Source organism: Bradyrhizobium sp. USDA 4451, from assembly GCF_054822585.1.
Genome location: NZ_JBTRCH010000001.1, coordinates 4129471 through 4155621, shown reverse-complemented (window position 1 = coordinate 4155621; position 26151 = coordinate 4129471). Strand labels below are relative to the sequence as shown.

Annotated in this window: 18 protein-coding genes and 2 pseudogenes; 5 read left to right on the top strand and 15 right to left on the bottom strand. The window is 65.4% G+C overall.

What is annotated here, in order from left to right:
• Nucleotides 1-3: 3 nt before the first annotated feature.
• The 5 genes and pseudogenes from ACVMB0_RS19205 to ACVMB0_RS19185 all read right to left on the bottom strand — a co-directional run bounded on the left by ACVMB0_RS19205 (nt 4) and on the right by ACVMB0_RS19185 (nt 5411).
• Nucleotides 4-834, bottom strand: coding sequence for an oxidoreductase (locus tag ACVMB0_RS19205; RefSeq protein ID WP_461347296.1), 831 nt, complete (start codon nt 832-834; stop codon nt 4-6).
• A gap of 339 nt (nt 835-1173) precedes the next feature.
• Nucleotides 1174-1644: a DUF2147 domain-containing protein gene (locus ACVMB0_RS19200; protein WP_456756110.1), complete on the bottom strand. Its 471-nt coding sequence runs from the start codon at nt 1642-1644 to the stop codon at nt 1174-1176.
• A 412-nt stretch (nt 1645-2056) separates the two neighbouring features.
• Nucleotides 2057-3092, bottom strand: a pseudogene (locus tag ACVMB0_RS19195) (S1C family serine protease).
• Nucleotides 3093-3352: 260 nt separating this feature from the next.
• Nucleotides 3353-3802, bottom strand: a complete 450-nt coding sequence (locus ACVMB0_RS19190; protein ID WP_461347295.1) for a gluconate 2-dehydrogenase subunit 3 family protein — start codon at nt 3800-3802, stop codon at nt 3353-3355.
• A 7-nt stretch (nt 3803-3809) separates the two neighbouring features.
• Nucleotides 3810-5411 carry a GMC family oxidoreductase gene (locus ACVMB0_RS19185; protein WP_461347294.1) on the bottom strand — a complete coding sequence of 534 codons (1602 nt, stop codon included), beginning with the start codon at nt 5409-5411 and terminating at the stop codon, nt 3810-3812.
• 378 nt (nt 5412-5789) lie between these two features.
• On the opposite strand from ACVMB0_RS19185, the gene ACVMB0_RS19180 reads away from it, so the two are divergent.
• A complete protein-coding gene (locus ACVMB0_RS19180) occupies nt 5790-7424 on the top strand; it encodes a flavin-containing monooxygenase (RefSeq protein WP_461347293.1) in 1635 nt (544 codons plus the stop codon).
• Between the two features lie 187 nt (nt 7425-7611).
• On the opposite strand, the gene ACVMB0_RS19175 is transcribed toward ACVMB0_RS19180, so the two are convergent.
• The 6 genes from ACVMB0_RS19175 to ACVMB0_RS19150 all read right to left on the bottom strand — a co-directional run bounded on the left by ACVMB0_RS19175 (nt 7612) and on the right by ACVMB0_RS19150 (nt 17790).
• Nucleotides 7612-10914 carry a carboxyl transferase domain-containing protein gene (locus ACVMB0_RS19175; RefSeq protein ID WP_461347292.1) on the bottom strand — a complete coding sequence of 1101 codons (3303 nt, stop codon included), beginning with the start codon at nt 10912-10914 and terminating at the stop codon, nt 7612-7614.
• A 47-nt stretch (nt 10915-10961) separates the two neighbouring features.
• A complete protein-coding gene (locus tag ACVMB0_RS19170) occupies nt 10962-13352 on the bottom strand; it encodes a CaiB/BaiF CoA transferase family protein (protein WP_461347291.1) in 2391 nt (796 codons plus the stop codon).
• Between the two features lie 163 nt (nt 13353-13515).
• The gene (locus tag ACVMB0_RS19165) at nt 13516-14952 is read right to left on the bottom strand and encodes an amidohydrolase family protein (protein WP_461347290.1); all 1437 of its coding nucleotides are present in this window, start codon (nt 14950-14952) and stop codon (nt 13516-13518) included.
• A 136-nt stretch (nt 14953-15088) separates the two neighbouring features.
• Nucleotides 15089-16114, bottom strand: coding sequence for an ABC transporter substrate-binding protein (locus ACVMB0_RS19160; RefSeq protein WP_461347289.1), 1026 nt, complete (start codon nt 16112-16114; stop codon nt 15089-15091).
• Between the two features lie 42 nt (nt 16115-16156).
• The gene (locus ACVMB0_RS19155) at nt 16157-16933 is read right to left on the bottom strand and encodes an ABC transporter permease (RefSeq protein WP_106327939.1); all 777 of its coding nucleotides are present in this window, start codon (nt 16931-16933) and stop codon (nt 16157-16159) included.
• 2 nt (nt 16934-16935) lie between these two features.
• Complete coding sequence (locus ACVMB0_RS19150) at nt 16936-17790, bottom strand: ABC transporter ATP-binding protein (protein WP_456756120.1); 855 nt, start codon at nt 17788-17790, stop codon at nt 16936-16938.
• Here ACVMB0_RS19150 and ACVMB0_RS19145 point away from each other — a divergent pair.
• A complete protein-coding gene (locus ACVMB0_RS19145) occupies nt 17789-17950 on the top strand; it encodes a hypothetical protein (RefSeq protein WP_456756121.1) in 162 nt (53 codons plus the stop codon). The two genes, ACVMB0_RS19150 and ACVMB0_RS19145, sit on opposite strands and share 2 nt — an antisense overlap.
• Nucleotides 17951-17992: 42 nt before the next feature.
• Nucleotides 17993-18751, top strand: a complete 759-nt coding sequence (locus ACVMB0_RS19140; RefSeq protein ID WP_456756122.1) for a GntR family transcriptional regulator — start codon at nt 17993-17995, stop codon at nt 18749-18751.
• Between the two features lie 147 nt (nt 18752-18898).
• Here the strand turns inward: ACVMB0_RS19140 and ACVMB0_RS19135 are convergent, their stop codons facing one another.
• Nucleotides 18899-19318 (bottom strand): nuclear transport factor 2-like protein, encoded by a 420-nt coding sequence (locus ACVMB0_RS19135; RefSeq protein WP_456756123.1) that lies wholly within the window; start codon nt 19316-19318, stop codon nt 18899-18901.
• Between the two features lie 154 nt (nt 19319-19472).
• On the opposite strand from ACVMB0_RS19135, the pseudogene ACVMB0_RS19130 reads away from it, so the two are divergent.
• A pseudogene (locus ACVMB0_RS19130) lies at nt 19473-20736 on the top strand (amidohydrolase family protein).
• 134 nt (nt 20737-20870) lie between these two features.
• Here the strand turns inward: ACVMB0_RS19130 and ACVMB0_RS19125 are convergent.
• Nucleotides 20871-21695, bottom strand: a complete 825-nt coding sequence (locus ACVMB0_RS19125; protein ID WP_456798830.1) for an IS5 family transposase — start codon at nt 21693-21695, stop codon at nt 20871-20873.
• Nucleotides 21696-21989: 294 nt separating this feature from the next.
• On the opposite strand from ACVMB0_RS19125, the gene ACVMB0_RS19120 reads away from it, so the two are divergent.
• Nucleotides 21990-23204 (top strand): mandelate racemase/muconate lactonizing enzyme family protein, encoded by a 1215-nt coding sequence (locus ACVMB0_RS19120; protein WP_461347288.1) that lies wholly within the window; start codon nt 21990-21992, stop codon nt 23202-23204.
• Between the two features lie 337 nt (nt 23205-23541).
• On the opposite strand, the gene ACVMB0_RS19115 is transcribed toward ACVMB0_RS19120, so the two are convergent.
• Both ACVMB0_RS19115 and ACVMB0_RS19110 read right to left on the bottom strand, forming a co-directional pair.
• Complete coding sequence (locus ACVMB0_RS19115) at nt 23542-24765, bottom strand: ABC transporter substrate-binding protein (RefSeq protein ID WP_461347287.1); 1224 nt, start codon at nt 24763-24765, stop codon at nt 23542-23544.
• 102 nt (nt 24766-24867) lie between these two features.
• Complete coding sequence (locus ACVMB0_RS19110) at nt 24868-26073, bottom strand: hydantoinase/oxoprolinase family protein (protein WP_461347286.1); 1206 nt, start codon at nt 26071-26073, stop codon at nt 24868-24870.
• Nucleotides 26074-26151: the final 78 nt, after the last annotated feature.

Below are 26151 nucleotides of genomic sequence, written 5' to 3'. Positions count from 1 at the left end.
GTCCTAGCGCATCTGGCTCATGATCACGCGATCGAACATGCGGTCGCCGAACCATTCGCGGATCTTGATCATGGGCAGCGCGTACTTGCCGGCGACGTAGCGCGTACGCGGTTTCGGCGCCTTCACGGCCTTGGATACGACGTCGGCGATCACGCTGGGGTTCGTGCCGCGGCCCTGACCATAGGCGTCAACGGTGGACTTCGCGACGGCTTCGGTCTGCCTGGCATACGGTCCCGAGCCAGAACGTTTCAGCAAGCCGTTGGCGACCACGTTGCCGAAGCCTGTCTCGATCAGGCCGGGCTCGATGATGACCACCTTGATGCCGAAGGGAGCAAGTTCGAGCCGAAGACAATCGGACCATCCTTCAAGTGCGTGCTTCGTCGCGTGATACCAGGCCCCGAGCAGCGTATAAATCTTGCCGCCCATGGAAGTGATGTTGACGATTGTTCCGGAACGCTTGGCCCGCATGCTCGGGAGCAGAAGCTGCGTCAAGCGCGCCGCGCCGAACAGGTTCACCTCGAACTGGTAGCGCGCTTCTTCGATACCGATTTCTTCGACCGGGCCGTAGAGCCCAAAGCCGGCATTGTTGACGAGCACGTCAACGCCACCAGCCTCATTCAGGATGGTGTCGACCGTCGCCTTGATTTCTTCCTCGTTGGAAATGTCCATGCGCAACGCGCGCGCGCCGAGCTTGACGAGATCGTTCATCTTGTCGGTGTGTCGCGCCGCGACAAAGACGTGGAAGCCATCCTTGATCAGGCGCTTTGCAATTTCCTTGCCCATGCCGGAAGATGCCCCGGTCACAAGCGCTGTCCTTTTCCGTCTATCGTTCATCGTAACCTCTCACAATGTGCAGCCCAACTTAGGGCTTTCGGGTCGCCACACACTGTCGAAGCCCGCCAATAGACTTGCACATCACGCCATTTGTTGCCAGCGACGCCCAGCAGGAAACCGTCAATTAAATCATATGATTAGCCAATGGTTGCGCGACTCAGCCGACTGGGCGCGCAGCGATTTCGCGCCAAGGCACGACAAGCCGATCCGCCGATCGGGCCGAGATCGAGCAAGACCGCGAACAGCATATTGTGCATGCGCCCAACGCTCTCACGGAGCCCGTGCCGGAGCCGCTAGGCGCCGCCCCGGATCAATTGCGTGATTGGTGTTTTCATCGGGTTAGCTGCGAACCCGATGAAACGTACGCGTCTGCCCCATCGCCGGAATGCCGAGATAGCCCCGCAAGCCCATCTTCCCATCCTTGATCTCAGCCTTGCAGTTGTAGGTACGACCGGAAGAGGCATCGTAGATCGTCCCGCCGCTCCACTCGCCGTCACTCCAGCGTAGGCCCGTGATGAACACGATGTTCTTGAGCGAGCGCGAACGCAGCGCAGGGTCCGGGTTCTGCGTGTCCTTCTTGAAGGTGACGTTGTCAGCCTCCACGATCTCGTTGCCGTAGAGCATGCGCGCCTGGAATTCCGATCCGGCCTTGAACATATCGAGCTTCACTGTGCCGTCGTCAGCCTCCCAGATCCCGACCAGCGCATCGGCCGGCGACGGTTCGGCATCGGCTGCGGGCGTCAGGAACAGGGTTGAGGTAGCAAGTGCCAGCGCCAGCGCGGCGCGACGGGTATACCGGGATGCTTGCATAGGCGTCCTTTGACTTTGAGGGACCGTTGCGGAATGGCTTGCATGAGCGAGCAAAGGGCTATCATGCGAAGCCACGACAAAAAGCCGACGGAGCGAACTTCGTCCAATCAGTCTGCCCACAGTTTCAAGGTTGTTTCGCTGCGAGCGCGCTGAATCTAGATTTTCTCAGAAGGTGGGGCAGTGACAAATCGCGCCAATCGAATCGCGCGTGACGCCATCAGAGCAGGCTGCATGGGAGAAGGTGGCGCGCAGCGCCGGATGAGGGGTTCTCTCCGCAAATAAGCTCGCGGATAGAACCCCTCACCCGGCTTCATCTCGCTCCGCTCGATTTCGCCACGCTCTCCCACATGCCTTCGAAGGCTATGGCGGACATGAGGGAGAGGGTGCAGCTCGCACGCGGACAAGATAGCCCTCACTGCTTCGCGGGCTTCCTTCCGATCGGATGGATCTCGATCGCGCGGAGGCGGCCCGAGGCGGAGCACGTCCATCGAAAGGGTGCGGTCGATCCGGCTGTAGTCGAGCGCGCGGATCAGGTCGTCGACGCCGTTGATCTCGATGCCGTCGAGCCGGATCACGACGTCGCCCGGCAGCAGGCTCGCGCGCGCGGCCGGGCTGTCCGGCTCGATCTGCATCAGCAGCGCGCCCATCTTGTTCTCGACCCCGGCGAGCACCGCGTGCCGCCGCGGCACCGGCGCGGTCTGGCCGGCGACGCCGATATAGGCGCGGCGGACATAGCCGTGGCGGATGATCTCCGACAGCACGAATTGCGCGGTGTTGGAGGCGACCGCAAAGCAGATGCCCTGCGCGCCGTTGATGATCGCGGTGTTGATGCCGATCACCTCGCCGTTCGACGACACCAGCGGGCCGCCGGAATTGCCGGGATTGAGCGCGGCGTCGGTCTGGATCACGTCCTCGATGGTCCGCCCGCTGACCGAGCGGATCGAGCGGCCGAGCGCCGACACCACGCCGGCGGTGACCGTCGATTCGAAGCCGAGCGGATTGCCGATCGCGACCACGAGCTGGCCGCGCCGCAAGGTCTTGGAATTGCCGAGCGAGGCGTAGGGCAGATCGCGCGCGCCATCGGCGCGCAGCAGCGCGAGGTCGGTGTCGGGATCGACGCCGAGCACATGGGCATCGGTGACGAAGCCCTCGGTGTCGCGCAGCCGGATCTCCTTCGAGGATCCAACGACATGGCTGTTGGTCAGCACGAAGCCGTCGGGCGAGATCACGATGCCCGAGCCGAGCCCGCCGCGCTCGCGCGCATTGCGCAGTTTCGGCCCGGTTTCGACCCGGACCACGGCCGGGCCGACGCGGTCGGTGACGTCGATCACGGCATTGGAATAGGCATCCAGCAAGGCCCGGTCGTTGGCTTGAGCAGCATCTTGGGCAGCATCGGCCGGCGCCGCCGACGGCGCGTCGGCGGCGGCATCCGAGGTAAAATCCAGCATGGCGAGAATCCTTTGGTCACCTCAGATGGTGACCGGCTCCCTGCGCCGCAAGTGGTTACGCCCCCCGCGCAACCCTGCCCGGTTGGCTAGGGCTGCGTCTCTGACGTGCGATTGCCCTCAGTGCCATTCCGGGGCTCGCGAAGCGAGAACCCGGAATCTCGATGTACGACCTCTGGATTCCCCGATGCGCGATTGCGCATCTGAGGTTCGCGACTTCGTCGCGCCCCGGAATGACGGAATGGACCGTCAAGGACGCAACACTAGACCGCCCGCCGCAGCACCCCGCCGCGCGCCCGGACCGGATCGAGCAGCGACCAGTCGCCGTCCGGCAGCACATGGCCTTTTGGAAACGGCGCGCGCAGCTCGAGCCCGAGCGAGCGCAGCACCCGGTCGTCGCGGTAGTAGCATTGCAGCACGACGCGGACGAGCGTCGCCGCGGCCGCGCCGCCAAGCTTACGAAACTCCTGCGCCACCGCGTCGCGTTTGGCCTCGTCGAGCTCGGCGAGCGGCTTGCCGGCAAGATCAGCCAGATGGTCCAGCGCCTGCGCGACCAGCGCGGTGTCGCGGCCGAGCGTGGCAAGCATATCGGCCTGGATCGCGGCATCGTCGGCGCCCGGCACCTTGTACTCGTCGCTTTCGGGGACGATCATCGCGGCGACGGTGCGGAGATCGGCGCGCTGGGCTGCGGTCAGTTGTTTTGCATCGGACATGACGGTCTCAATCGAACAGGTTGGCGAGGCGCTGCTTCATCTGGTCGGCGATGTAGAGCGCAAGGGCCTGGATGGTCGAGGTCGGGTTCACGCCGCCCGAGGTGACGAAGATGCTGCCGTCGACGATGAACAGGTTCTTGACGTCGTGCGAGCGGCCCCATTCATTGACCACGGAGCGCTCGGGATCGGCGCCCATCCGCGCGGTGCCGAGCAGATGCCAGCCGCCCCAGGGGATCGGCGCATTGACGCAGAGATCGGTCGCGCCGGCGGCTTCGAGGAACTCGCGGCCGCGCGCCAGCGCATGGTCCATCATCTTGCGGCTGTTTTCGCTGATTGTGTAGTCGATCTTCGGCGCCGGAATGCCGTGGCCGTCCTTCAGCACCGGATCGAGCGTGACGCGGTTGTGCTCCTCGGGGAGATCTTCGCAGATCGCCGAGAAGCCGAGCCGATGGCCGTTCAGCTTGCGGAAAGCGCGATGATGATCCCTGCCCCAGGGCAGGATGCCCTTCTGCTCGCTCGTCACCGCCTCGAACACCGGGCCGGCACCGCGGACGAACTGGACGCCGTAGCCGCGGACGAAGCCGCGCGACAGATCGGTGTCATACCACTCCTTGCTCCACAGGCAGGTCGGCGGCGCGCGGTTGCTGTCGGTCGGCTCGGCGACATAGCCGTAGATCTGCGCATAGGGATGGAACATCAGGTTCTTGCCGACCAGGCCGGACGAATTGGCCAGGCCATTGGGGAATTTTCCCGAGACCGAGTTGAGCAGCAGCCGCGGCGTGCCGACGCCGTTGCAGGCGACGATCACGACCTCGGCCGGCTGGAATTGCTCGACGCCGTCCTTGTCGTAATAGACGACACCGGAGGCCATGCCGTGCTCATTGGTCAGGATCTCGCGCACCCGGCAATGGGTCTTGACCTCGACCCCGGCGCGGATCGCGTGCGGCCAGTAGGTGATGTCGGTCGAGGATTTGGCGCCCTGCGCGCAGGCCGGCGTGCAATGGCCGAGATTGATGCAGCGCGCCCTGCCCTCGTAGTCCGTCGTCGCCACCGTCGTGTCGGACGGCCACCAGTGCCAGCCAAGCTTGTTCATGGCCTTGCCGATCAGCGGGCCGGACAGGCCGAGCGGCTGCGGCGGCATCGGCGGATGCGACAGCGGCGACAGCGGATCGCCCGAAAGGCCCGAGGTGCCCATCATGCGATCGTTCTCCTCGAAGAACGGCGTCAGCGCGTCGTAATCGATCGGCCAGTCGTCGGCGATGCCATCCAGCGTCCTGACCTTGAAGTCGGACGGATGCAGCCGCGGCCAGTGCGCGGTGTACATCACGGTCGAGCCGCCGACCGCGTTGAAGTTGACGACCTTGATCGGCGAATCGTCGTCATTGATCGGGTAGTCTTCGGGCCGCTTGCGGATGTTGGGGCTGGACGACCACTCGCCGAAAAATTTCGCCTCCCAGTCGCGCCCGGTGCTGGGATATTCGGATGGATTCATCCAGCCGCCCTGATCGAGGCAGAGGATATGCATCCTGGTATCGGCGAGGCTCCAGGCCACCGCGGCGCCGGAGGCGCCGGCACCGATGATCAGGACGTCAACGGGATCGTTCTTCATTCCTTGGTGGCCCCTTTCGTCATTGCGAGGAGCGAAGCGACGAAGCAATCCATGCCTCCGCAAGCGGTGAAATGGATTGCTTCGCTTCGCTCGCAATGACGGAGATGGAGGTAATGCCTCAATTGACGATTCTCACCGGCAAGCTTCGTATACCGCGGATGAAATTGAAATAGAGCCTTTTGGTGTTGAGCCGACGATAGAGGCAATTCCGCGGCCGAGTAAAGCCATGCGGCGGACGTCCGCGGCACGGAATGCCGCGCGCGAACCGCGCGCCCGCACCCGGCAAATCGCGATAGCTGCCCCGCGCTTCGATGTTTGTCCGCAGCGGAAAGTCCGGCTAGCCTTGGCGGCGATCAACCGATCGGGGAGCAACGACAGGTGGCCGCATCGCGCCAGGACGAAACCGCCCAGACGGCTGCGCTGGACTATGACGTCATCATCATCGGCGCCGGCCTGTCCGGCATGTATCAGCTGTACCGGCTGCGCGAGCTCGGTCTTTCGGCGCGCGTGTTCGAGGCCGGCACCGGCGTGGGGGGCACCTGGTACTGGAACCGGTATCCCGGCGCGCGCTTCGATTCCGAAAGCTATTCCTACGGCTACTCGTTTTCGAAGGAGCTGCTCGAGGAATGGGAATGGTCGGAGCATTTTGCCGGCCAGCCCGAGACCTTGCGCTACTGCAACTATGTCGCCGACAAGTTCGACCTGCGCCGCGACATGCAGTTCGAGAGTCGCGTCGTATCCGCGATCTACCAGGACGAGGCGCGGAGCTGGCAGGTTACGCTGGAGGGCGGTGCGCAGCATAGCTGCCGCTTCCTGATCACCGCGATCGGTCCGCTGTCGACGCCGACCCTGCCCCGCGTCGAGGGCATCGACGATTTCAAGGGGCAATCGTTCCACACCGCGCGCTGGCCGAAAGGGAAGGTCGATTTCACCGGCAAGCGGGTCGCCGTGATCGGCACCGGCGCGACCGGCATCCAGACCATCCAGACCATCGCCGGCGAAGTCGGCCACCTCACCGTGTTCCAGCGCACCGCCAACTGGGCGGCGCCGCTGCACAACGGCAAGATCGACGCGGAGACGCAGGCGAAGATCAAGGCCGGCTATGGCGAGATCTTCGCGCGCTGCAAGGAGACCTTTGCCTGCTTCGTGCACACGCCCGATCCGCGCGGCGCGTTCGAGGTCAGCGACGCCGAGCGCGAGGCGTTCTACGAAAAACTCTATGGCGAGCGCGGCTTCGGCATCTGGCAGGGCAATTTCAAGGATATCCTGACCGACCGCGCGGCGAACGCGACGATCAGCGATTTCGTCGCGCGCAAGATCCGCGCGCGCGTCAGGGATCCGAAGGTCGCGGAGATGCTGATCCCGACCAATCACGGTTTTGGCACGCGGCGGCTGCCGCTCGAGACCTTCTATTACGAAGTCTACAACCGCGACAATGTCGAGCTGGTCGACATCAAGGCGACGCCGATCGAGCGGATCACGCCCGAGGGCATCCGGACCAGCGAGAAGGACTATTCCTTCGACATCATCATCTACGCCACCGGCTTCGATGCCATCACCGGCAGTTTTGACAGGATCGATATCCGCGGCGCGCACGGCGCCCGGTTGAAAGAGAAATGGACCCACGGCCCGGAAACCTATCTCGGGCTGATGGTCGACGGCTTCCCCAACATGATGATGCTGATGGGCCCGCACACCGCGCTCGGCAACATTCCGCGCAGCATCGAATACAGCGTCGACTGGGTCACCGGCCTGCTCCGCTTCGCCCAGGAAAAAGGCCTGACCTTCCTCGATGCGACGCCGGAGGGGACTCTCGCCTGGACCGATCACGTCAAGGCGCTTGGGGTCGGCCTGCTCTCCAACGAGGTCGATTCCTGGATGACCGGCGTCAACCGCAACGTCGACGGCAAGCAGACACGCATCGTCGCCCGCTACAGCGGCAGCGCGCCGGCCTATCGCGCGCGATGCGACGCGGTGGCGGCGGCGGGATATGCGGAGTTGCGGTTGGGGTAGCGCGCGTATTGACGCGAAGCGCGAGCCACACCCACGGCCTTGGCCGGGGCGACGTACTGAGTTTGGCTCGTCATTCCGGGGCGTGCGAAGCACGAGCCCGGAATCCATTCCTCCACAAGTTGTGCGGCCCGATGGATTCCGGGCTCTCGCCTGCGGCGAGCCCCGGAATGACGGTGCGAAGAGATCATCACCACGCATCGATACACGGCCGCTTCCGCGTCGTGCGCGGCGCGAGCTTCGGCACCGAGCGCAAGCCCGCCATGATCCAGTGCCGCGTATCGGCGGGATCGATCACCTCGTCGATCTCCAGCACCGAGGCGATCGAGACGGCCTTGCCGTTGGCGTAGAGCTCGGCGACCTTGGTCTGGAAATATTTCTCGCGCTCGACCGGATCCGCGATCGCCTCCATCTCCTTGCGGAAGCCGAGCCGGACATAGCCTTCGAGGCCCATGCCGCCGAACTCGCCGGTCGGCCAGGCCACCGTGAAGAACGAGGCGTGGAAGCCGCCGCCGATCATCGATTGCGCGCCGAGACCGTAGCCCTTGCGCAGCACCACACCGAACAGCGGCACCGTGATGCTGGCGCCGGTGACGAACATCCGCGCGACATGGCGCACGATCGCGGTCTTCTCGGCCTCGGGGCCGACCATGAAGCCCGGCGTGTCGCACAGCGACACGATCGGGATGTCGAAGGCGTCGCATAGCTGCATGAAGCGCGCGGCCTTGTCGCCCGCGGGGGCGTCGATCGCGCCGCCGAGATGCTTCGGATTGTTGGCGATCAGGCCGAACGGCCTGCCCTCGATGCGGATGAACGCCGTGATCATGCCGACCCCGAAATCCCGGCGGATCTCCAGCACCGAGCCCTCGTCGGCGATCAGGTCGATCACGTTGCGGATGTCGTAGACCCGCAGCCGATTTTCGGGGATCGCGCGGCGCAGCAGCCGCTGGTCCGGTGCTTTCCAATCGGCCACCGCGCCCTGGAAGTAGGACAAATATTTCTGCGCCACCGTAGTGGCCGCTTCCTCGTCCTCGACCAGAATGTCGATCACGCCGTTCGGCGACTGGAACGAGACCGGGCCGACCTCGGCCGGATGATAGACGCCGAGCCCGCCGCCCTCGATCATCGCGGGGCCACCCATGCCGATCGAGGCGTTTTTGGTGGCGATGATGACGTCGCAGACGCCGAGCATCGCGGCGTTGCCGGCGAAGCAATAGCCCGAGACAACGCCGACGACGGGCACGAGCCCGGAGAGCTTGGCGAACTGCACGAAGGACGGCCCGTCGAGGCCGGTCATGCCGAGCCGGTCGGTATCGCCGGGACGGCCGCCGCCGCCCTCGGCGTAGAACACCAGCGGCATCCGCCACTGCTCGGCAAGCCCGAGCATGCGGTCGATCTTCTTGTGGTTCATGTGGCCTTGCGTGCCGGCGAGCACGGTGTAGTCGTAGGAGATCACCATGCAGCGCGCGCCGTCGGCGCCGAAGTCTTTCGCGTTGACGGTCGCGACACCCGCGATCAGGCCATCGGCCGGCGTATTCTTGATCAGGTCCTCGACCTTGCGGCGGCGGCGCTGCGCCGCGATCGCGAGCGAGCCGTATTCGACGAACGAGCCCTCATCGACCAGCTGCGCGATGTTCTCGCGCGCGGTGCGCTGGTTGGTCTTGCGCCGCCGCTCCACCGAGGCCGGGCGGTTCTCGTCCAGCGTGATCGCCTTGCGTGCGATCAGCTCGGCGAGGTCAGGACGGATGTGATCGAGATCGATCGCGGTTTCCTCCGCTGCATGATGGCCATCGACCTCGGCCGGCTCCAGGAACAGGATCGGCTCGCCATGCATCAGAGTGACGCCGGGGCCGCCGGCGATCTTCATCACCCGGCCGCCATGCGGCGCGGTGACGAGATGCTCCATCTTCATCGATTCCAGCACCGCGATCTGCTGGCCGGGACGAACCAGATCGCCCTCCGCAACCTCGATCGCCACGATCGTGCCCTGTAGCGGTGCCGGTACCGGAAGCGAGCCTTCGGGCGCAACCTCGACCGTGACGGTCTTGGTCGCAGCCGCTTCACTTACTTCGATCAATGGTACGGCGAGATCGCCGGCCGCGCCGACCAGCGCCGCCACGTGGCTATCGATGAAAGCGGTGCTGATCTTGTTCCGCGCAAAGCTCTGGTGCGCCAGGATGGCGCCGAGCAATGGGATGTTGGTGGCGACACCGCCGATCCGGAAGTCGCGCAAGCTGCGCGATGCCTTGTGCACCACGTCAGACCATTTCGGGCTCGGCGAATGCACGATGACCTTGGCCAGCAGCGAGTCGAACGCGGCGCTGGTCCGGTAGCCGGAATAGCCGAACGTATCGACGCGGACGCCGGGGCCGGACGGCAGGTCGAACACACTGAGCGTGCCGCCGGTCGGTTTTGTCAGCCCCTTCTCGTCCATCACCTCCATGTTGACGCGGAGCTGCATCGCATAGCCGCGCGGCAGCGGCACCGCTGACTGCGCCAGCCCGAGCGAGGCCAGCGTGGCGCCGGCGGCGACCGCAAGCTGCGACCGCACCAGGTCGATGCCGAGCACCTCTTCGGTGACGGTGTGCTCGACCTGAAGCCGCGGATTGGCCTCGATGAAGGCGAAGGCGCCTTCAGCTTCGCCGGCTTCGTCATCGACCAGGAATTCGAAGGTACCGAGATTGTCATAGCGCGCGGCGGTCGCGAGCTGTTTGGCCGCCTCGATGATGCGCGCGCGCAGGCTCTCGCTCAGCGACGGGCTCGGCGCCACCTCGATCAGCTTCTGGTTGCGGCGCTGGATGGTGCATTCGCGCTCCCAGAGATGGCTGATCGCGCCATGACGATCGCCGATGATCTGCACCTCGATATGGCGGGCTTTCCGAATCAGCCGCTCGACATAGACGGCATCGCTGCCGAACGCCGCCTTGGCCTCGGACTGGCAGCGCGCATAGGCCTCATCGAGCTTCGCCGCGTCCTCCACTACGCGCATGCCGCGCCCGCCGCCGCCGGCGATCGCCTTGATCATCACGGCGGCATTGGCGCCGAGGGAAGCGAAGAACGCCTTGGCCTCGTCGAGCGACGTCGCGCCCGACGTGCCGGCAATGATCGGCACATTGCACTTCTTCGCCAACGCCTTTGCCTTGGCCTTGTCGCCGAACAGATCCAGCGCCTCCGGCGACGGGCCGACGAAGACGATCTTCTCCTCGGCGCAGCGCCGCGCGAGCTCCGTGTTCTCGCTGAGGAAGCCATAGCCCGGATGCAGCGCGTCGCAGCCGGCAGCCCTGGCCGCGGCGATGACCCCCTCGATGTCCAGATACGCCCGCGCGCCATGGCCGGGAATCTCGCGCGCCTCATCGGCTGAGCGGACATGCAGCGAGGCCGCGTCGTCGGCGGGATAGATCGCAACCGTGGCAAGGCCGCTTTCGCTGGCGGCGCGGGCAATCCGGATCGCGATCTCGCCGCGATTGGCGATCAACAGTTTCTTGAAAGACATCCCAATTCCACCTGTCAACCCGCCGCCCGCTGCTTCGCTTTCACCAACTATTCCTCCATCAGCATCTCGGTGCCGATGATGCCTTCGCGGCTAAGCTCCTCGAGCTCGGCCTCGGAGAGGCCGAGCTCGCCGCCGAGGATCTCGCGGTTGTGCTCGCCGAGCGTCGGCGGCACCGAGCGGATCGCAAACGGCGCATCGCCTTCGCGGAACGGCATCGACGGCTGCGGATGCCGTCCGATGAAGGCGCGGTCGACCTGCTGGATGAAGCCGCGGGCATGCAGCTGCGGGTCTTGCAGCAAATCGACCGGCAGCCGCGCCACGCCGGACGCGACACCTTGGGCTTGCAGCTCGGTCATCGCCATGTCCGCATCGCGGGCCGAGGTCCACGCCGTGATCGCCGCCTCGATCTCGGCCTCGATGGCGCGGCGGCCGACGGCGGTCTTAAGCGCGTCGTCCGCCCCCCAGTCCGCGCGGCCGAGCAGCCGCGCAAGCTTGGGCCACATCGCATCATTGGACACCGCGACCACGATCCAATTGTCCTCGCCGCCGCAGCGAAAGCAGCCATGCGGCACGAAATCCGGATGGCGGTTGCCGTATTTCGCAGGCTCCTTGCCACTGGTCGAATGCGCGACGATCCAGGGCGCGGCGAACGGCATCATGCACTCGATCTGCGCGAGATCGATGAACTGGCCCTGCCCGGTCAACCTGGCGTGGATCAGCGCGGTCAGCACCGCGGCGGCGCCGTTGAGGCCGCCGACGGCATCGCCGAACGCGGTGTGGCTCATCACCGGCGGACCGCCGGGATCGCCGACCACGCTGGGCAGGCCGGAGCCCTGCTCCAGCGTCGAGCCATAGGCGCGGCAGTCGCGGTGCACGCTGCCGGCGCCGAACGCCGACATCGACATCATCACGAGCTTCGGGTTGAGCTTGCTCAGTACCTCGTAGCCGAGGCCGAGCTTGGGCAGCACCTCGACCGAGTAATTGTCGACCACGAGGTCGGCATCGGCGAGCAGGCGCTTGGCCAGCGCAAGCCCCTTCGGCCGGGTCAGGTCGAGCGTGATGCCGCGCTTGTTGCGGTTCATGATGCAGTAGCGCACCGACTTCTCGTACATCTGCTCCAGCACATAGGCCGGCCGGCGATCGACGCCGCGCCACCAATCCGGATATTGCGTCGCCTCGATCTTGATGACGTCGGCGCCGAGATCGGCCAGCGTGCGGGTGCAGATCGGCCCGGCCCAGCCCATTGAGAAGTCGACGACGCGGATGCCATCGAGCGGCAGGCGGTTGGCCGCAGACGCCGCGGGCACCGGCACGCACGGCACGGCGACGCGCGCGGCCTGCTGCTCGCCGATATCGGGCACGCGGCCGCCCCGCAGCGGCGGCGTTGCGGTCAATCGTTGCATCGTGCCGGCGGAAAAGCCGGCCTCGTCGCCGACCGTGATCGGCACGATCGCGCCCCGCGCACGCTTCTCGTCGTCGGCGATGAGGTCCGCGATCTCCGGCACCGGCACGATCGGAATCTTGCGCTTGAGGCCCTCGGCGAACCATTCCTGCGCGGTGCGCTGCTTCAGCCTCGGCAGGATCTTGGCCTCGATCTCGGCGACATGGCGCAACCGGTCGACCCCCATGACCAGTGCCGGATCGTCGCGCAAATCGTTCAGCCCGAGCATCTCGCAGAACGCGCGCCATTGCGCCGGGGTCACCGTGGTGACGCCGAGCCAGCCTTGCCTGGTCTCATAGATGCCGACCGGAAAGGTCGGCCAGAACCGGTTGACGCCGATCCGCCGCATGATGTCGCCGCGCTTGAACGCCTCGAACATGATGTATTCGGTGACGGCGATAGAGGCCTCGAACAGGCTGAGATGGCTTTCGCGCCCGCGCCCGTCCTGCATGCGCCCGAGCAACGACGCGGCGGCGGCGATAAAGCCCCACAGCCCGCCCAGGATCCCGGTCTGGAAATCCGGCGCATGCATTGGCGGTCCCTGCTCCGGTCCGACCAGCTTCACGAGCCCGGTGAGCGCGCGGATCGTGGAATCCGTCGCGGCGAAATCGGCATAGGGACCGCGATCGCCGAACCAGGCCAGGTCGAGATGGATCAGGCCCGGATTGCTCTGCCTGATCGCAGCGAGATCGATGTCGGGACAGTCAGCCGCATCGATGCCGCGCCCATCGAGCAGGATGTCGCAGTCAGCGATCAGCTCGCGCAACCGCGAGGCATCGCTCCCGTCGAGAACGACGCTCGATTTGTTGAAGTTGAGAAACGCAAACCATGCGCTGTGTCCTTGCGGCGTCAGCGGCGCGGCGCGGCGAAGCGGATCGCCCGCCGGCGGCTCGACCTTCTGCACGTCGGCACCGAAATCGGCGAACAATCGCGCGCAATAGCTCGTCGCCGCCGCACTTCCGATCTCGACAATCCGCAGATGCGACAACGCGCCCATGGCTTCCCCGCAAGCAACCAGCCGGTGACAGCGGCTGAGTCAGTCTTCTTGTTGGGTGAACTTGAAGCCGCGTGGCGAGCGTGATGCAAGTGGAATTTTCTTCCGCTTGACGGAATTAGCGAGTACGACGCGCGTTTCTGCTCAGCGCGCAACGAATGTGCAGCTAATCGCAGGTGAGCTGCGCTTCGAACCAATGCTGCAATGAGTTCGCCAGCCGCGGCCATGCGCGCAAGACATGCGCGTATGTGGCAGTGCTGGCGCGGGTGATGCCGCGCAATTCCTGCTCGATGGCGGGAAGATCGACACCGAGGCAGCGGCCGGCGCGGGCGACGGTGCGGCCATCGACCACGAGCTCGGAAACCAGCGAGGCATTGCCACGTGCGAACAGCAGATCGAGCGGATCGGCGTCGATGATCTGGTCGCGCTCCAGGCGGTCGAGGTCGATGCGGACGAAATCAGCCGGCGCACCGGCGGCAAGCTCGCCCGTGCCCGGTGCGCCGGTGGCGCAGCGGCCATTGCGGATCGCGAGCGCGAAGAACTCCGGCGGGGTCCAGGTCCGTTTGAAGCCGAGGCCGCCGTGTATCATCTGCACCAGCCGCATCTCACGCAGCACGTCGTCGTCTTCGTCGAGCGCCAGGCCGTCGACGCCGACCGCGATCGCGCAGCCGCAAGCCTGCGCCGCCGCGATCGGCGCCAGCCCCGAGCGCAGATGCAGATTGGAGGAGAAATTGGTGACGATGCGCGCGCCTGACGCCGCGATCATCTCGAGCTCGTCGGGCCGGGCGTGGATGCAGTGCGCGAGCGTCAGCCGCTCCGACAGGAAGCCGATGTCGCGGAGATAGCGGACGATGCCGTCCGGAAAATGCCGGTCGGCCCAGGCGCGCTGATAGACCGTCTCGAGCAGATGCATGTGGATGCGGCGGCCGGCCTGCGCGGAATTCTCCGCGACCGCCTCCAGCAGCGGCTTCGAGCACCATTGCACGCCGGCCGGCCCAAGCTGCACGTCGACCTTCGGCCCGCCGATCGCCGCGGCAATCGCGTCCGTCAGCTCGATATAGGCCTTCGGCGACATCGGCGCGCGCACGAACAACTGCTCGATGGTCCTGCGGTCGTCGGAGGCAAGGCCTGACAGCACCGGCTCGCCGTCGCCATAGACGATCGGGTTCTGGTCGCGCACCGCGATGGCAAAGGCGATGCGGAGGCCGACATCGGCGGCGGCGCGGCCGATCGCCCTGGCCTCCTCGACCAGCGGCATGGTGCCGCTCGGCCGCGCGTAGTGCACCATCATCGCCGCACAGCCGGCCTGCGCCGCGCGGGCAAGCGCGGAGGCCGCGGTCAGATACGGATCGACCGGCGTGCCGAGCACCGTGCGCAAGAGCCAGCTCTCGAGCGGCATGCCGACAGCGCCGAAGCTCGACGCCCGCGGGCGGGCGTGATCGTGGGCGTTGATGAAGGCGGGCAGGATCAGGGAGCGCGGGCCTCGCGCCGGGGCTGTGGCTTCGGAGATACCGGTGATGATGCCGGCGTCGTGGCGGAGCACGACGTCGTTGCGGATGTCGTGGTCAGGGCCTGAGAAAAGACGGGTTGCCGTGACTAGCATCACGTTCCTCCTTCGTCATTGCGAGGAGCGAAGCGACGAAGCAATCCATGTTGCCGCAAGCGGAGGCATGGATTGCTTCGCTTCGCTCGCAATGACGGCAAAAAGCCTCCGCCTTCGCTCACAATCACGAACGAACTTAGTTCGCCGTATACACCAGCTCCCGCTCCGTGCGCGGCGGCAGGAAGTCCCGCGAAAACACTTCGGCCGGGATCGGCGTGCGGGGGAGCTGGTAGCCTTCGACGATGAAGCCGATGGCGCGGGCCATGCGGTCGTCCTTGATGTCGCCGATGCCGATGTCCTTCATCTCCGGCGAGACGATCAGCTTCTCGAAGGAATATTGCAGCCGGCGCTTTTCGACCTCGACATTGATCAGATTGTCGTAGTTCAGCGCCGCCTTCATCGCGGCGTTCTGGTCCTTGGCGACCGCGATCGCGCCCTTGTTGATGGCACGCACCAGGCCGGCCACCGCCTTCGGATTCGCAGCGATCAGCTTGCGCGACACCATCACGCCGTTGGAATAGAGGTCGAGCCCGTAGTCACCGAACGAGAACCATCTGAAATCCTTGTCGGGATCCTGGCGGTTCAGCACCAGATTGAAATAGCTCGTGATGTTGAACACCAGCGCGGCATCGATGTCGCCCTTGATCAGCATCGGCTCCTGCAGGTTCGGCGCCATGTTGGAGATCTTGATCTTCTCGCCGTCGAGCCCGTTCTTGTGCACGAACACCGGCAGCAGCCGCGTGGTCGGTGTGCCCTGCGCGCCGCCGAGCGTATGGCCTTCGAAATCCTTGATGGTCTTGATGTCGCTCGAATTCTTGGCGACGATCGCGAATGGCGGCTGGTTCCACATCATGTAGACCATCACAGGCGCATCCTGCGGCTTGGTCGCCGCGTTCTGGATGATCGCATTGACGTCACCGAACCCCGCGTCATAGGCGCCCGACATGATGCGCGTCACCGTCGCGCCGGAGCCCTCGCCCTGGTCGATCACGACATTGAGGCCTTCTTCTTTGAAATAGCCGTTGTCCTTGGCGTAGAAGAACGCGGCATCGGAGCCCTGCGTCTTCCAGCCCAGCGTGAACTTGATGGTGGTGTCCTCGGCGCGGGCGGATCCCGCGACCAGGGCCAATCCCAGCAGTGCAGCGCTTAGTGTCTTCAGCATGACGACCTCCTCAATTCCAGTGAACGGCGATGGACGTAACCTTCAGGTGGCGATGACATTGTCCTTGCGCGTCGCCCAGCCCGTGACCTGGCCCTCGATCAGCGAGAACAGCACGTAGAGCGCGACGCCGAGACCGGCGAGCACGAACAGTCCGGCGAACACCAGCGGCACGTTGAAATTGGAGGACGCGGTCATCATCACGTTGCCGATGCCGCGGTTCGAGGCGACCGTCTCCGACAGCACCGCGCCGACGAAGGCGTAGGACACCGCGACCTTCAGCGAGGCGAAGAAGAACGGCATCGTCCGCGGCAGGCCGACATTCCAGAGAATGTCGAACTTGCTGGCGCCGAGCGCCTTCAGCACATCCTCGAGCTCGGGCTCGGTGGTGGCGAGGCCGGTCGCGATGTTGACGACGATCGGGAAGAAGCAGATCGAGAGCGAGGTCAGCACCGCCGGCACGGTGCCGGAGCCGAACCACAAGACGAAGATCGGAACCACCGCGACCTTCGGGATCGACGAGAAACCGACCAGCAGCGGATAGCAGGTGTCGTAGGCGGTCTTCGACACGCCGATCACCGCGCCGAGCGCCACGCCCAGCGCCACGCCGAGCACGAAGCCGATCATGGTGGTGACCAGCGTCTGCACGATGTGCGGCCACAGGATCGGGAATTTCTCGAACAGCGTGACGAAGATCTGCGACGGCCGCGGCAGCACGAGGTCGGACATCCCCGTCATCAGGCAGAACAGCTCCCAGGCCACGAAGAACAGTACGATCAGCGCCACCGACCAGGCCTTCTGCCTGATATCCGACACGGACATGGTCAGGCTCCCTCGCGCGCCGCGGTGCGCGCATCGACGATGAAGGCGCGGAGCTTCTGGTTCAGCGCCACGAACTCAGGCTCGAAGGTCATCGCCACGGTGCGCGGGCGGGCGAAATCGACGCTGGCGTCGTCGAGGATGCGGCCAGGCCGCGCGCTCATCACGCAGATGCGGCTGGCGAGGAAGCCGGCTTCGCGCAGATCGTGGGTCACCAAGAGCACGGTCGGCCTGTGGGTCATCCAGAGCTGCTGAAGAATTCCCCACAGCTCCTCGCGGGTGAACTGATCGAGCGCGCCGAACGGCTCGTCGAGCAGCAGCATGCGCGGCTCGTGGATCAGCGCGCGGCACAGATTGGCGCGCTGGAGCATGCCGCCGGAGAGCTGCCAGGGATAGCGGCCGCCAAAGCCCTTCAGCCCGACCTGCTCGAGCAGCGCGTTGGCCTTGTCGCGGAACGCGGTCTTGCGCAGCTTGCGGAATTGCGAGCGGAACGGCTCGACGATCTTGAGCGGCAGCATGATGTTCTTTTCGATCGTCATCCACGGCAGCATGGTCGGGTTCTGGAACGCCATGCCGACCCGCAGCGCGCGCGCCGCGACCTCGCGGCCGCCGACGATGACGACACCGGTGGTGGGCCGGGCCAGGCCGGAGACCAGCCGCAGGATGGTCGACTTGCCGCAGCCGGACGGCCCGACCAGCGCCACGAACTCGCCGTCGGCGATCCGCAGCGTGGTGGTCGACAGCGCCGGCACGGCGCGGGCACCGCGGCCGAACGTGACGGAGGCCTCCGACAGCTCGATCGCGGTCGGCGCGGATCCGGCGGCCACAGGCTCGCCGGCAAATTCGGAGTTTGGCTGCATGCGCATCACGAGCAAAGTGCATGCAAGCTGGATGCCAGCCGCTGCCCCGTTCAAAATCAAGGGGATCGCGAAACCGGCCGGCGCGGAGCCGGGTTTTATCTGGGCAATTCACGGCGCAAACTGCATGCAATTCGGGCGCTCGATTGCTTTTGCGGTATGATAGAGAGGCGTTCGAAGCACCTTTGGAGAGGGATTCGCTGCAATGGCGGGACGCGCCGACACCAGCAAGACGGCTGAATCGTCCGACAAGGTCAGCGTGATCTGCCGCGCGCTGCGGCGCGCGATCATCGAGCAGGCGCTGGAGCCCGGCGCCAAGCTGCCGGAGGATTCACTCGGCGAGCGATTCGGCGTCAGCCGCACCATCGCGCGGCATGCGCTCGGGCAATTGGCCGCCGAAGGCCTGGTCGAGCTGCGCCGCAACCGTATCGCCGTGGTGGCGACGCCGAGCTGGCAGGAGGCGCGCGATGCGTTCGACATCCGCATCGAGCTCGAGCGGCTGGTGGTGCGGCAGCTCGCCGGCAAGCTGACCAAGGCACAGGTCGCCGAGCTGACCGCCCATGTCGACGCCGAGGATCGTGCCCGCGACGGCACCGACGCGGTGTCGATCCGGCTCGCCACCGAATTCCACATCCTGCTCGCCCACATGACGAACAGCCCGATCCTGGTGCGCTACGTCAGCGAGGTCGCCTACCGCTGCTGCCTGACGCTGTCGCTGTACAGCCGGCCGCATTCATCGGAATGCGCGATCAACGAGCACCGCGCGATCATCGCAGCCCTGGTGAAGGGCGACGTCGACAAGGTGATGGGCCTGATGCACAGCCACCTGGATTCGGTAGCGACCCGCGCGCTGGTCGCGCCGAGCCCGCAGCGCGGCCGGGATCTGCTGGATATCCTGGCGCCCTATGCCGATGAGGCAAGCGGCGACAAGGTAGTGAAGCTGCCGAAGGCTGTGCGGCGTTAGCAATTGCTGCAACTCTATCCCCGTCATCCTGAGGAGGCCGCAACGCGGCCGTCTCGAAGGATCGACGGCCCGGCCGGTGGCCGCGCATCCTTCGAGACGCGGCCAAGAGCCGCTCCTCAGGATGACGGGGAAGGAGCGACGCGCTCCCTAAGCCTCAATCCCCCGCTGCACCAGAATCCGTTCGGCGCTGTCGTTCCAGACGTCCATCTTGACGATCTGCCCACCCTTCACGACAAAGCGATCGACATAGCGATTGCCTTCGAACGGCGTGCCGTCGATCCATTCGCCGTACAGCGTGCCGACGCTGTAGACCACGGTCTCGCATGCGCCGGGACAGACGTCGAAGCGGTCCATCTTTTTCTTCACCCAGCGATAGCGCCTGGCGTTGAAGCCGGTCGGCCCGCGCGGATGGTCGAATTCGCGGCCACCGGTGAAGGTGATCACCGTGCCCGGCTTCATATAGGCCGCCGCCGCATCCGGATCGGGGATCATCGACGCGGTCAGATAAGCCTCGACGATCTCGGCGTCGGACAGCGGGCGGGCATCGGCTGTGGCGGTCACGGACATGGCGGGCCTCCAGGGAACATCAGGACTCTACAATCCAGACGCAAAAGTGTATGCACATTTTTTGAACAATTCGGCGAGCAGATTGCACACAATGTGGTGCTGCCGGTTCCCTGCCGTTCCGCTAGGCTGAAACCAACCTGACGTTTCCTGCCCGATGATCGCGAAACCTGCCTTCGACCTGGTCTTCCGCAATGCCGTAACGCGCAGCTCTGCCGTCGCGGTCGATATCGGCGTCGCCGACGGCCGCATCGCCGCGATCGCGCCGCAGCTCGCCTGCGAGGGCCGTCGAGGTCGACCTTGCCGGACGGCTGGCGCTGCCCGGCTTCGTCGACAGCCATATCCATCTCGATAAGGCATGCCTGCTCGGCCGCTGCGGCCACGATCACGGCAGCGTCGCGGACGCCATTCGCGCGGTGGCGGCGATGAAGCGCGACTTCACGGTCGAGGACGTCTATGCGCGCGGCGCCAAGGTGATCGAGCGTGCGATCAGCGCGGGCACGACGCGGATGCGCACCCATGTCGAGATCGACCCGCGGATCGGGCTGCGCGGCTTCGAGGCCGTGAAGGCGCTGAAGCGCGACTATGCCTGGGCGCTGGAGCTGTCGCTTTGCGTGTTCCCGCAGGAAGGTCTGACCAACGATCCCGGCACAGATGAACTGCTGGTCGCCGCGCTCAATGATGGCGCCGAGGCGATCGGCGGCTGCCCCTATGTCGACAGCGATCCGAACGCGCAGATCGCGCGCATCTTCGATCTGGCACAGCAATTCGACATCGATGTCGACCTGCATCTCGATTTCGACCTCGATCCCTCCTGGTGGCACATGGAGGAGGTCTGCCGCCAGACCGAGCGGCGCAACTATCATGGCCGTGTCGCGATCGGGCACGCGACCAAGCTCTCGGCGCTGCCGCCTGACGAACTGAAGGCGGCGAGCGCCCGCCTCGCCGCGGCCGGCGTCGCGGTCACCGTGCTGCCGGCGACCGACCTCTATCTGATGGGGCGTGATGCCACCCATAACGCGCCGCGCGGCCTGACCGCGGCGCACCGGCTGGTCGCCAGTGGCGTGCTGTGCTCGGTCGCGACCAACAATGTGCAAAATCCCTTCACGCCGTTCGGCGATGCCTCGCTGCTGCGGATGGCCAATCTCTACGCCAATACAGCGCATGCCGGGACCGGCGAGTTCGACGCCTGCCTCGATCTCGTCACCGAGCTGCCGGCGCGGCTGATGAACCTGAAAGACTACGGCATCGCGATCGGCAACCCCGCCGACCTCGTCGTGCTCGACACCGACAGCGGAACCAACGCGATCGCCGAACTGCCCGATGTGCTGATGGGATTTAAGCGCGGCCGCAAGACGTTCGAGCGTCAGCGGCCGACATTGTTCCGGCCGCACGCGCAAACTCCCTCTCCGTCATCCTGAGGAGCCGCGAAGCGGCGTCTCGAAGGATGCACGGCCCCGCTCGATCCGTGCGGGGAAAGCCGGGCCGTCGGCCCTTCGAGACGCGCGCAAGAGCGCGCTCCTCAGAGTCTGACTCAGAATAGGTCATTGATATCTCAGGCTCTGGCCAGTCGGCGGGATAGTAGACGAATGCTTGCGATGAGAACCCATGCCTCTGCGCTGGCGATGGTTGCCTCGAAGTCTTTGGCAAGCCGTCGATTGCGGCCGAACCAGGCAAACGTCCGTTCGACGACCCAACGTCGAGGTTCGGCTTTGAACGTTCCAACGCTTTGCGAGCGGGTGACGATTTCAATCGTCCATTGGCCCAGATCAGCGATGGCATCGAGCAGCTTTGGACCACGATAGACGCGATCGGCGAAGACGTGGCGCAGGCTAGGGAACAGGCGGCCAATGATCCGCAGCAGCGGCACTGCGCCGTGATTGTCCTGAAGGTTGGCGGGATGCACCTGCACAGCCAGCAAGGAGCCCTCAGTGTCGGTGACGATATGACGCTTGCGCCCCTTGACCCGCTTGGCCATGTCAAACCCGCTTGGACCGCCACTTTCCGTGGTCTTCACACTCTGGCTGTCGATAATCCCTGCCGTTGGGGTGGGGCTGCGTCCTTGCCGTTCTCGCATCCGCCGGACCAGAACGTCATTGATCGTGCGCCACAAGCCAGACCCGCGCCAATTGTAAAAATAATACTGAACTGTCGAGCATGGCGGGAAGTCTTTCGGCAGTGCCCGCCATTGGCAGCCGCTGGCTCCAATGTAGAGAATTGCATTCATGATCACGCGCAGGTTGATCTCGCGCGGACGGCCGCGCCGGCATCGTGCAGGCATCAACGGCTCGATCAATCTCCACTCCGCATCCGTCATGTCGCTTGCATAACGAAGTCCGTCGCGCCGATATTGTTGGCGGGTGATTTTGGTCCAACTCATGTTGTGCTCCCTCGAGTCTTCGCAAACACGAAGGAATCACAACGGGCTGAAATCACTCAACTTTCTTTTTCGGTCAGGCTCTCAGGGTGACGGGGAAGAATTGTGCGCACGCCCCCTCACCCGTCATTGCGAGCGGAGCGAAGCAATCCATCCTTCCACACGTCCGGCGATGAATTGCTTCGCCGCTCGAGCGCAATGACTGGGCTGCATTGTCGCCTTGCCCCAGCGCGAATTGACGCATCAGCCGATCCGTTGTTGAACTCGCTCAACACCAACAAAAGCCGGGCGGAAACCATGAGCAAATCAACCACCATCAAAAGCGTCGAAACGCTCGCCTGCGATGCCGGCTGGCGGAATTATCATTTCGTCAAGGTCACCACCACGGACGGGCTGACCGGCTGGAGCGAATATGACGAGGGCTTCGGCGCGCCCGGCGTGACGGCGGCGATCGAGCGGCTGTCGGCGCGGGTGGTCGGCAAGAACGCGTTCGAGCACGAGCGCATCTATGTCGAGCTGTTCGCCGCGACGCGCCCCGCCGCCGGCGGCGTGGTGGCGCTGGCGTTAGGCGCCATCGAGAACGCGCTGCTCGACGTCAAGGCCAAGGCGCTTGGCGTGCCCTGCTACGATCTGCTCGGCGGCAAGATCCGCGACCGCGTGCGGGTCTACTGGTCGCATTGCGCGACCTGGCGCATCAATCATCCCAACTGGTACAAGCCGGCCATTACCGATCTCGACGGCGTCAAGGAGATCGGCGCCGAGGTGCGCGAGAAGAAATTCTCGGCGATGAAGACCAACATCTTCGTCTACACCGACGGCAAGCCAGTGGGCTGGCGCCCCGGCTTCGGCTCGCCGTTTGCGCCCGAGATCAATGTCGACCGCGCGGTGCTGCGCAATCTCTGCATGCATCTGGAGGCGATCCGCGACGGCGCGGGGCCGGATGTCGATCTGCTGCTCGACCTCAATTTCAATGCCAAGACCGAAGGCTATCTGAAGATCCTGCGCGCCATCGAGAAGATGGACATGTTCTGGGTCGAGATCGACACCTTCAACCCGCAGGCGCTCGGCTATATCCGCCGCCAGAGCCCGCATCCGATCTCGTCCTGCGAGACGCTGCTGGGCCTGCGCGAATTCCTGCCCTACTTCACCGAGCAGGCGATGGACGTCGCGATCATCGACACGCCGTGGAACGGGGTCTGGCAGTCGATGAAGATCGCCGCGGCCGCCGAACATTTCGAGGTCAACGTCGCGCCGCATAATTTCTACGGCCACCTCTGCACCATGATGAACGCGCATTTCTGCGCCGCGGTGCCGAACCTGCGGATCATGGAGACCGATATCGATCGGCTGGCCTGGGACCATGAGCTGTTCACCCATGTGCCGGAGTTCGTCGACGGCCATCTCGTGATCCCGGACCGTCCGGGCTGGGGCACCGAGCCGAACGAGGAAGGCCTGCGCGCGCATCCGCCGAAGAACAAGGGCGGGCTGTTGAACTACGGGCTGAAGAAGTAGGTGGTCATGCTGACCGACCCGTCATCCCGAGGTGCGAGCGGAGCGAGCCTCGAAGGATGCACGGCCGCCAGTCGGGCCGTCGACCCTTCGAGACGGCCGCTATGCGGCCTCCTCAGGGTGACGGTGAGAGAGCGACGAGCTTCACGTAAATATCTAGGTGGTTACTTAGGGAACCGAGCGGCGGCACCGCCCAATCCGTCATCCTGAGGAGCGCGCAGCGCGTCTCGAAGGATGCACGGCCACACTCGGGCCGTCGACCCTTCGAGACGGCCGCTGCGCGGCCTCCTCAGGGTGACGGTGATCGAAGCGCTGCGCGTACAGCGAACAAAGGCTCGCTTCAATTATCCTCGCGCACCGGCGTGAATGCGCTCTCGATCACGTCGCCGATCGGCTGCCAGGCGTTGCCGTCGAACTGCACCAGGCGCATCTGCTTGATCGGGCGGAAATCCTTCGGGCCGGTGTTGATCACGATCCCCGGCAGCGCGATCGGGCTCTGGTAGTCTTTCAGCGAGGCGGCCTGCCGCATGATGTTGTCGCGCGACAGGTCGTCGCCGCACTGGCGCAGCACCTGCATCAGCGTGTCGGCGGCGGCATAGCCGAACACGGCGTAGATGTCGTCCTTGTCGCCGTCGGGATAATACCTGTCCATGAAGGCGTCCCACGCCTTGATCTGCGGGTCGTTCTTCCAGGCGGCATCGCCGGCGTCCTTCAGGAACGAGGTCGAGATCACGCCGAGCGAATTCTGCAGGCCCGCCGGGCGCAATGCGCTGGCGATCGAGGCCGACGCATTGTCGAGGATGAACACCGGATGCCAGTCGAGATCGGCGGCGATACGGATCGCACGCGCCGCGATCGCCGGCGCGCCGTCGAACACCAGGATGTCGGCGCCGGAGTTCTTCAGGATTCCGATCTGGTTCTGGATCGCGGTCTCGGACGCGTCGAAGGCGAGGTCGGCGACGATCATCCCGGCGGTGTCGCCGAGTCCCTCCTGCAATCCCCTGAACAGATCGCGGCCGAACTGGTCGTTCTGCCAGAGCACGGCGATCTTGCGCGAGGGATAGGCGGCCTGGATGTAGTTGGCGTAGATCTGCCCCTCGGCGCGGAAGGTCGGCTGCCAGCCCATCGTCCAGGGGAAGCTTTTCGGATGCGCCCATTCCTCGTCGCCGGAAGCGACGAACAGCTGCGGGATCTTCCGCTCGTTGAGATACTTTCGGACCGCGAGATTGCTCGGCGTGCCGAACGAGCCGAACATCAGCAGCACGTCCTGCTTCTCGACGAGGTCGCGGGTCTGCTTCATCGCGGTCTTCGGATTGGAGCTATCGTCGACCGAGACGAATTTGACCTTGCGGCCGTTGATGCCGCCATGCTCGTTGACCATGTCGAAATAGGCGGCTTCCGCCCGCCCGATGGTCGCGAACGCGGCGAGCGGCCCGGTATAGGGCATCACATTGCCGACGCGGATATCGCTGCCGACCGCCGTCTGCGCGCGCAACGGCGCCGCCGCGAGCATTGCCGCGAGGACGAGGGATATTGAAAGCGCAGTTCGTCTTTTTGTTTGCATCAACATCGCCACAAACGCCGGCACAGGCCTGCGCTCCCTCCCGCGGAGCTTATCGCCCAAGCCAACGTCGGAAAAATGAAATGTTGATGGCGGAGGCGGGCCTCAGCGCAATGTTATGTCGAGCCAGCCCAGCGGGTTGACCGCAACGCGATCGCCGTCATCGACCAGAACCGTGGTGGTTTCGGCCTCGATGATGGCGGGACCGGCCAGCGATTGCCCCGGCTTGAGATCGTCGAGGCCATAGACCGGCACCTCGCGCCAGGCGCCGAGCCAGGCCTGCCGCTTGCCGCGCGGCGCGCTGGGCGCAGCCGAGCTGGCCTTTCCGGCATCAGCGCTGCCGCGCGCAACCTTGCCGACCGCGGCGACGCGGGCGTTGACGAACACCACCTCCTGGCCGCGCGAGGCATAGGTGTAGAGCTCCTCATGGCGGCGATGGAAGCGCTCCTCGATCTGCGCGACCAGGTCCTCGGCGCCGAGATCGAGATCGCCGAGCGGCACGTCGATCTCGAACACCTGCTCACCGTAACGCATCTCGGCCGAGCGCTCGATCGCGATGTCGCCCTTGAACCAGTCGCGCAGGCGGCCGGCCGCCTGCTGCTCAAGCGCGGCGAACAGCGCCCTCACCTCGTCGGCCGAAATCCGGCCGGCGCCGTAATGGGTGCGGCTGACCTCGTAGCGCAGATCGCTGGTCAGCATGCCCCAGGCCGACAGCACCGAGGCGACCGTCGGCACGATGATGCGCTTGATCTCGAGCTCGCGCGCGACCTCGGCGGCATGCATGCCGGCGGCGCCGCCGAAGCTGAGCAGCGCGAATTTGCGGGGATCGACGCCACGGCGCAGGGTCATCAGGCGGATGCCGTCGGCCATCTTCAGATTGATCATCTTGGCGATGCCTGCGGCGGCCTCGATCCGCGACAGCTCGAGCGCCGCGGCGATCCGATCCACCGCGGCTTCCGACGCCCCGCGATCGAGCGGCCGCGCGCCGCCCATGAAGGCGGCGGCATCGAGATAGCCGAGCACGACATTGGCATCGGTGACGGTGGCAGCCAGGCCGCCATTGCCGTAACAGGCCGGCCCCGGCACCGAGCCCGCGCTCTCCGGCCCGACCCGCAGCGTGCGGCCCCCATCGACGCTCGCAATCGAGCCGCCGCCGGCTGCGATGCTCGCGATGTCGAGACTGCGCAGCGCGATGCGCTGGCCGGCGAGCATGCCGTCGGCCGACAGCGAGGCCTGGCCGTCCGCGATCAAGGAAATGTCGGTCGAGGTGCCGCCCATGTCGAACGGCACCAGATCGGGAATTCCAAGCATCTCGGCGCAGCGGCGGCTGCCGGAGATGCCGCCGGCCGGGGCCCGACAGCACGGTGCCCGCGGCAAGCCGCGAGGCTT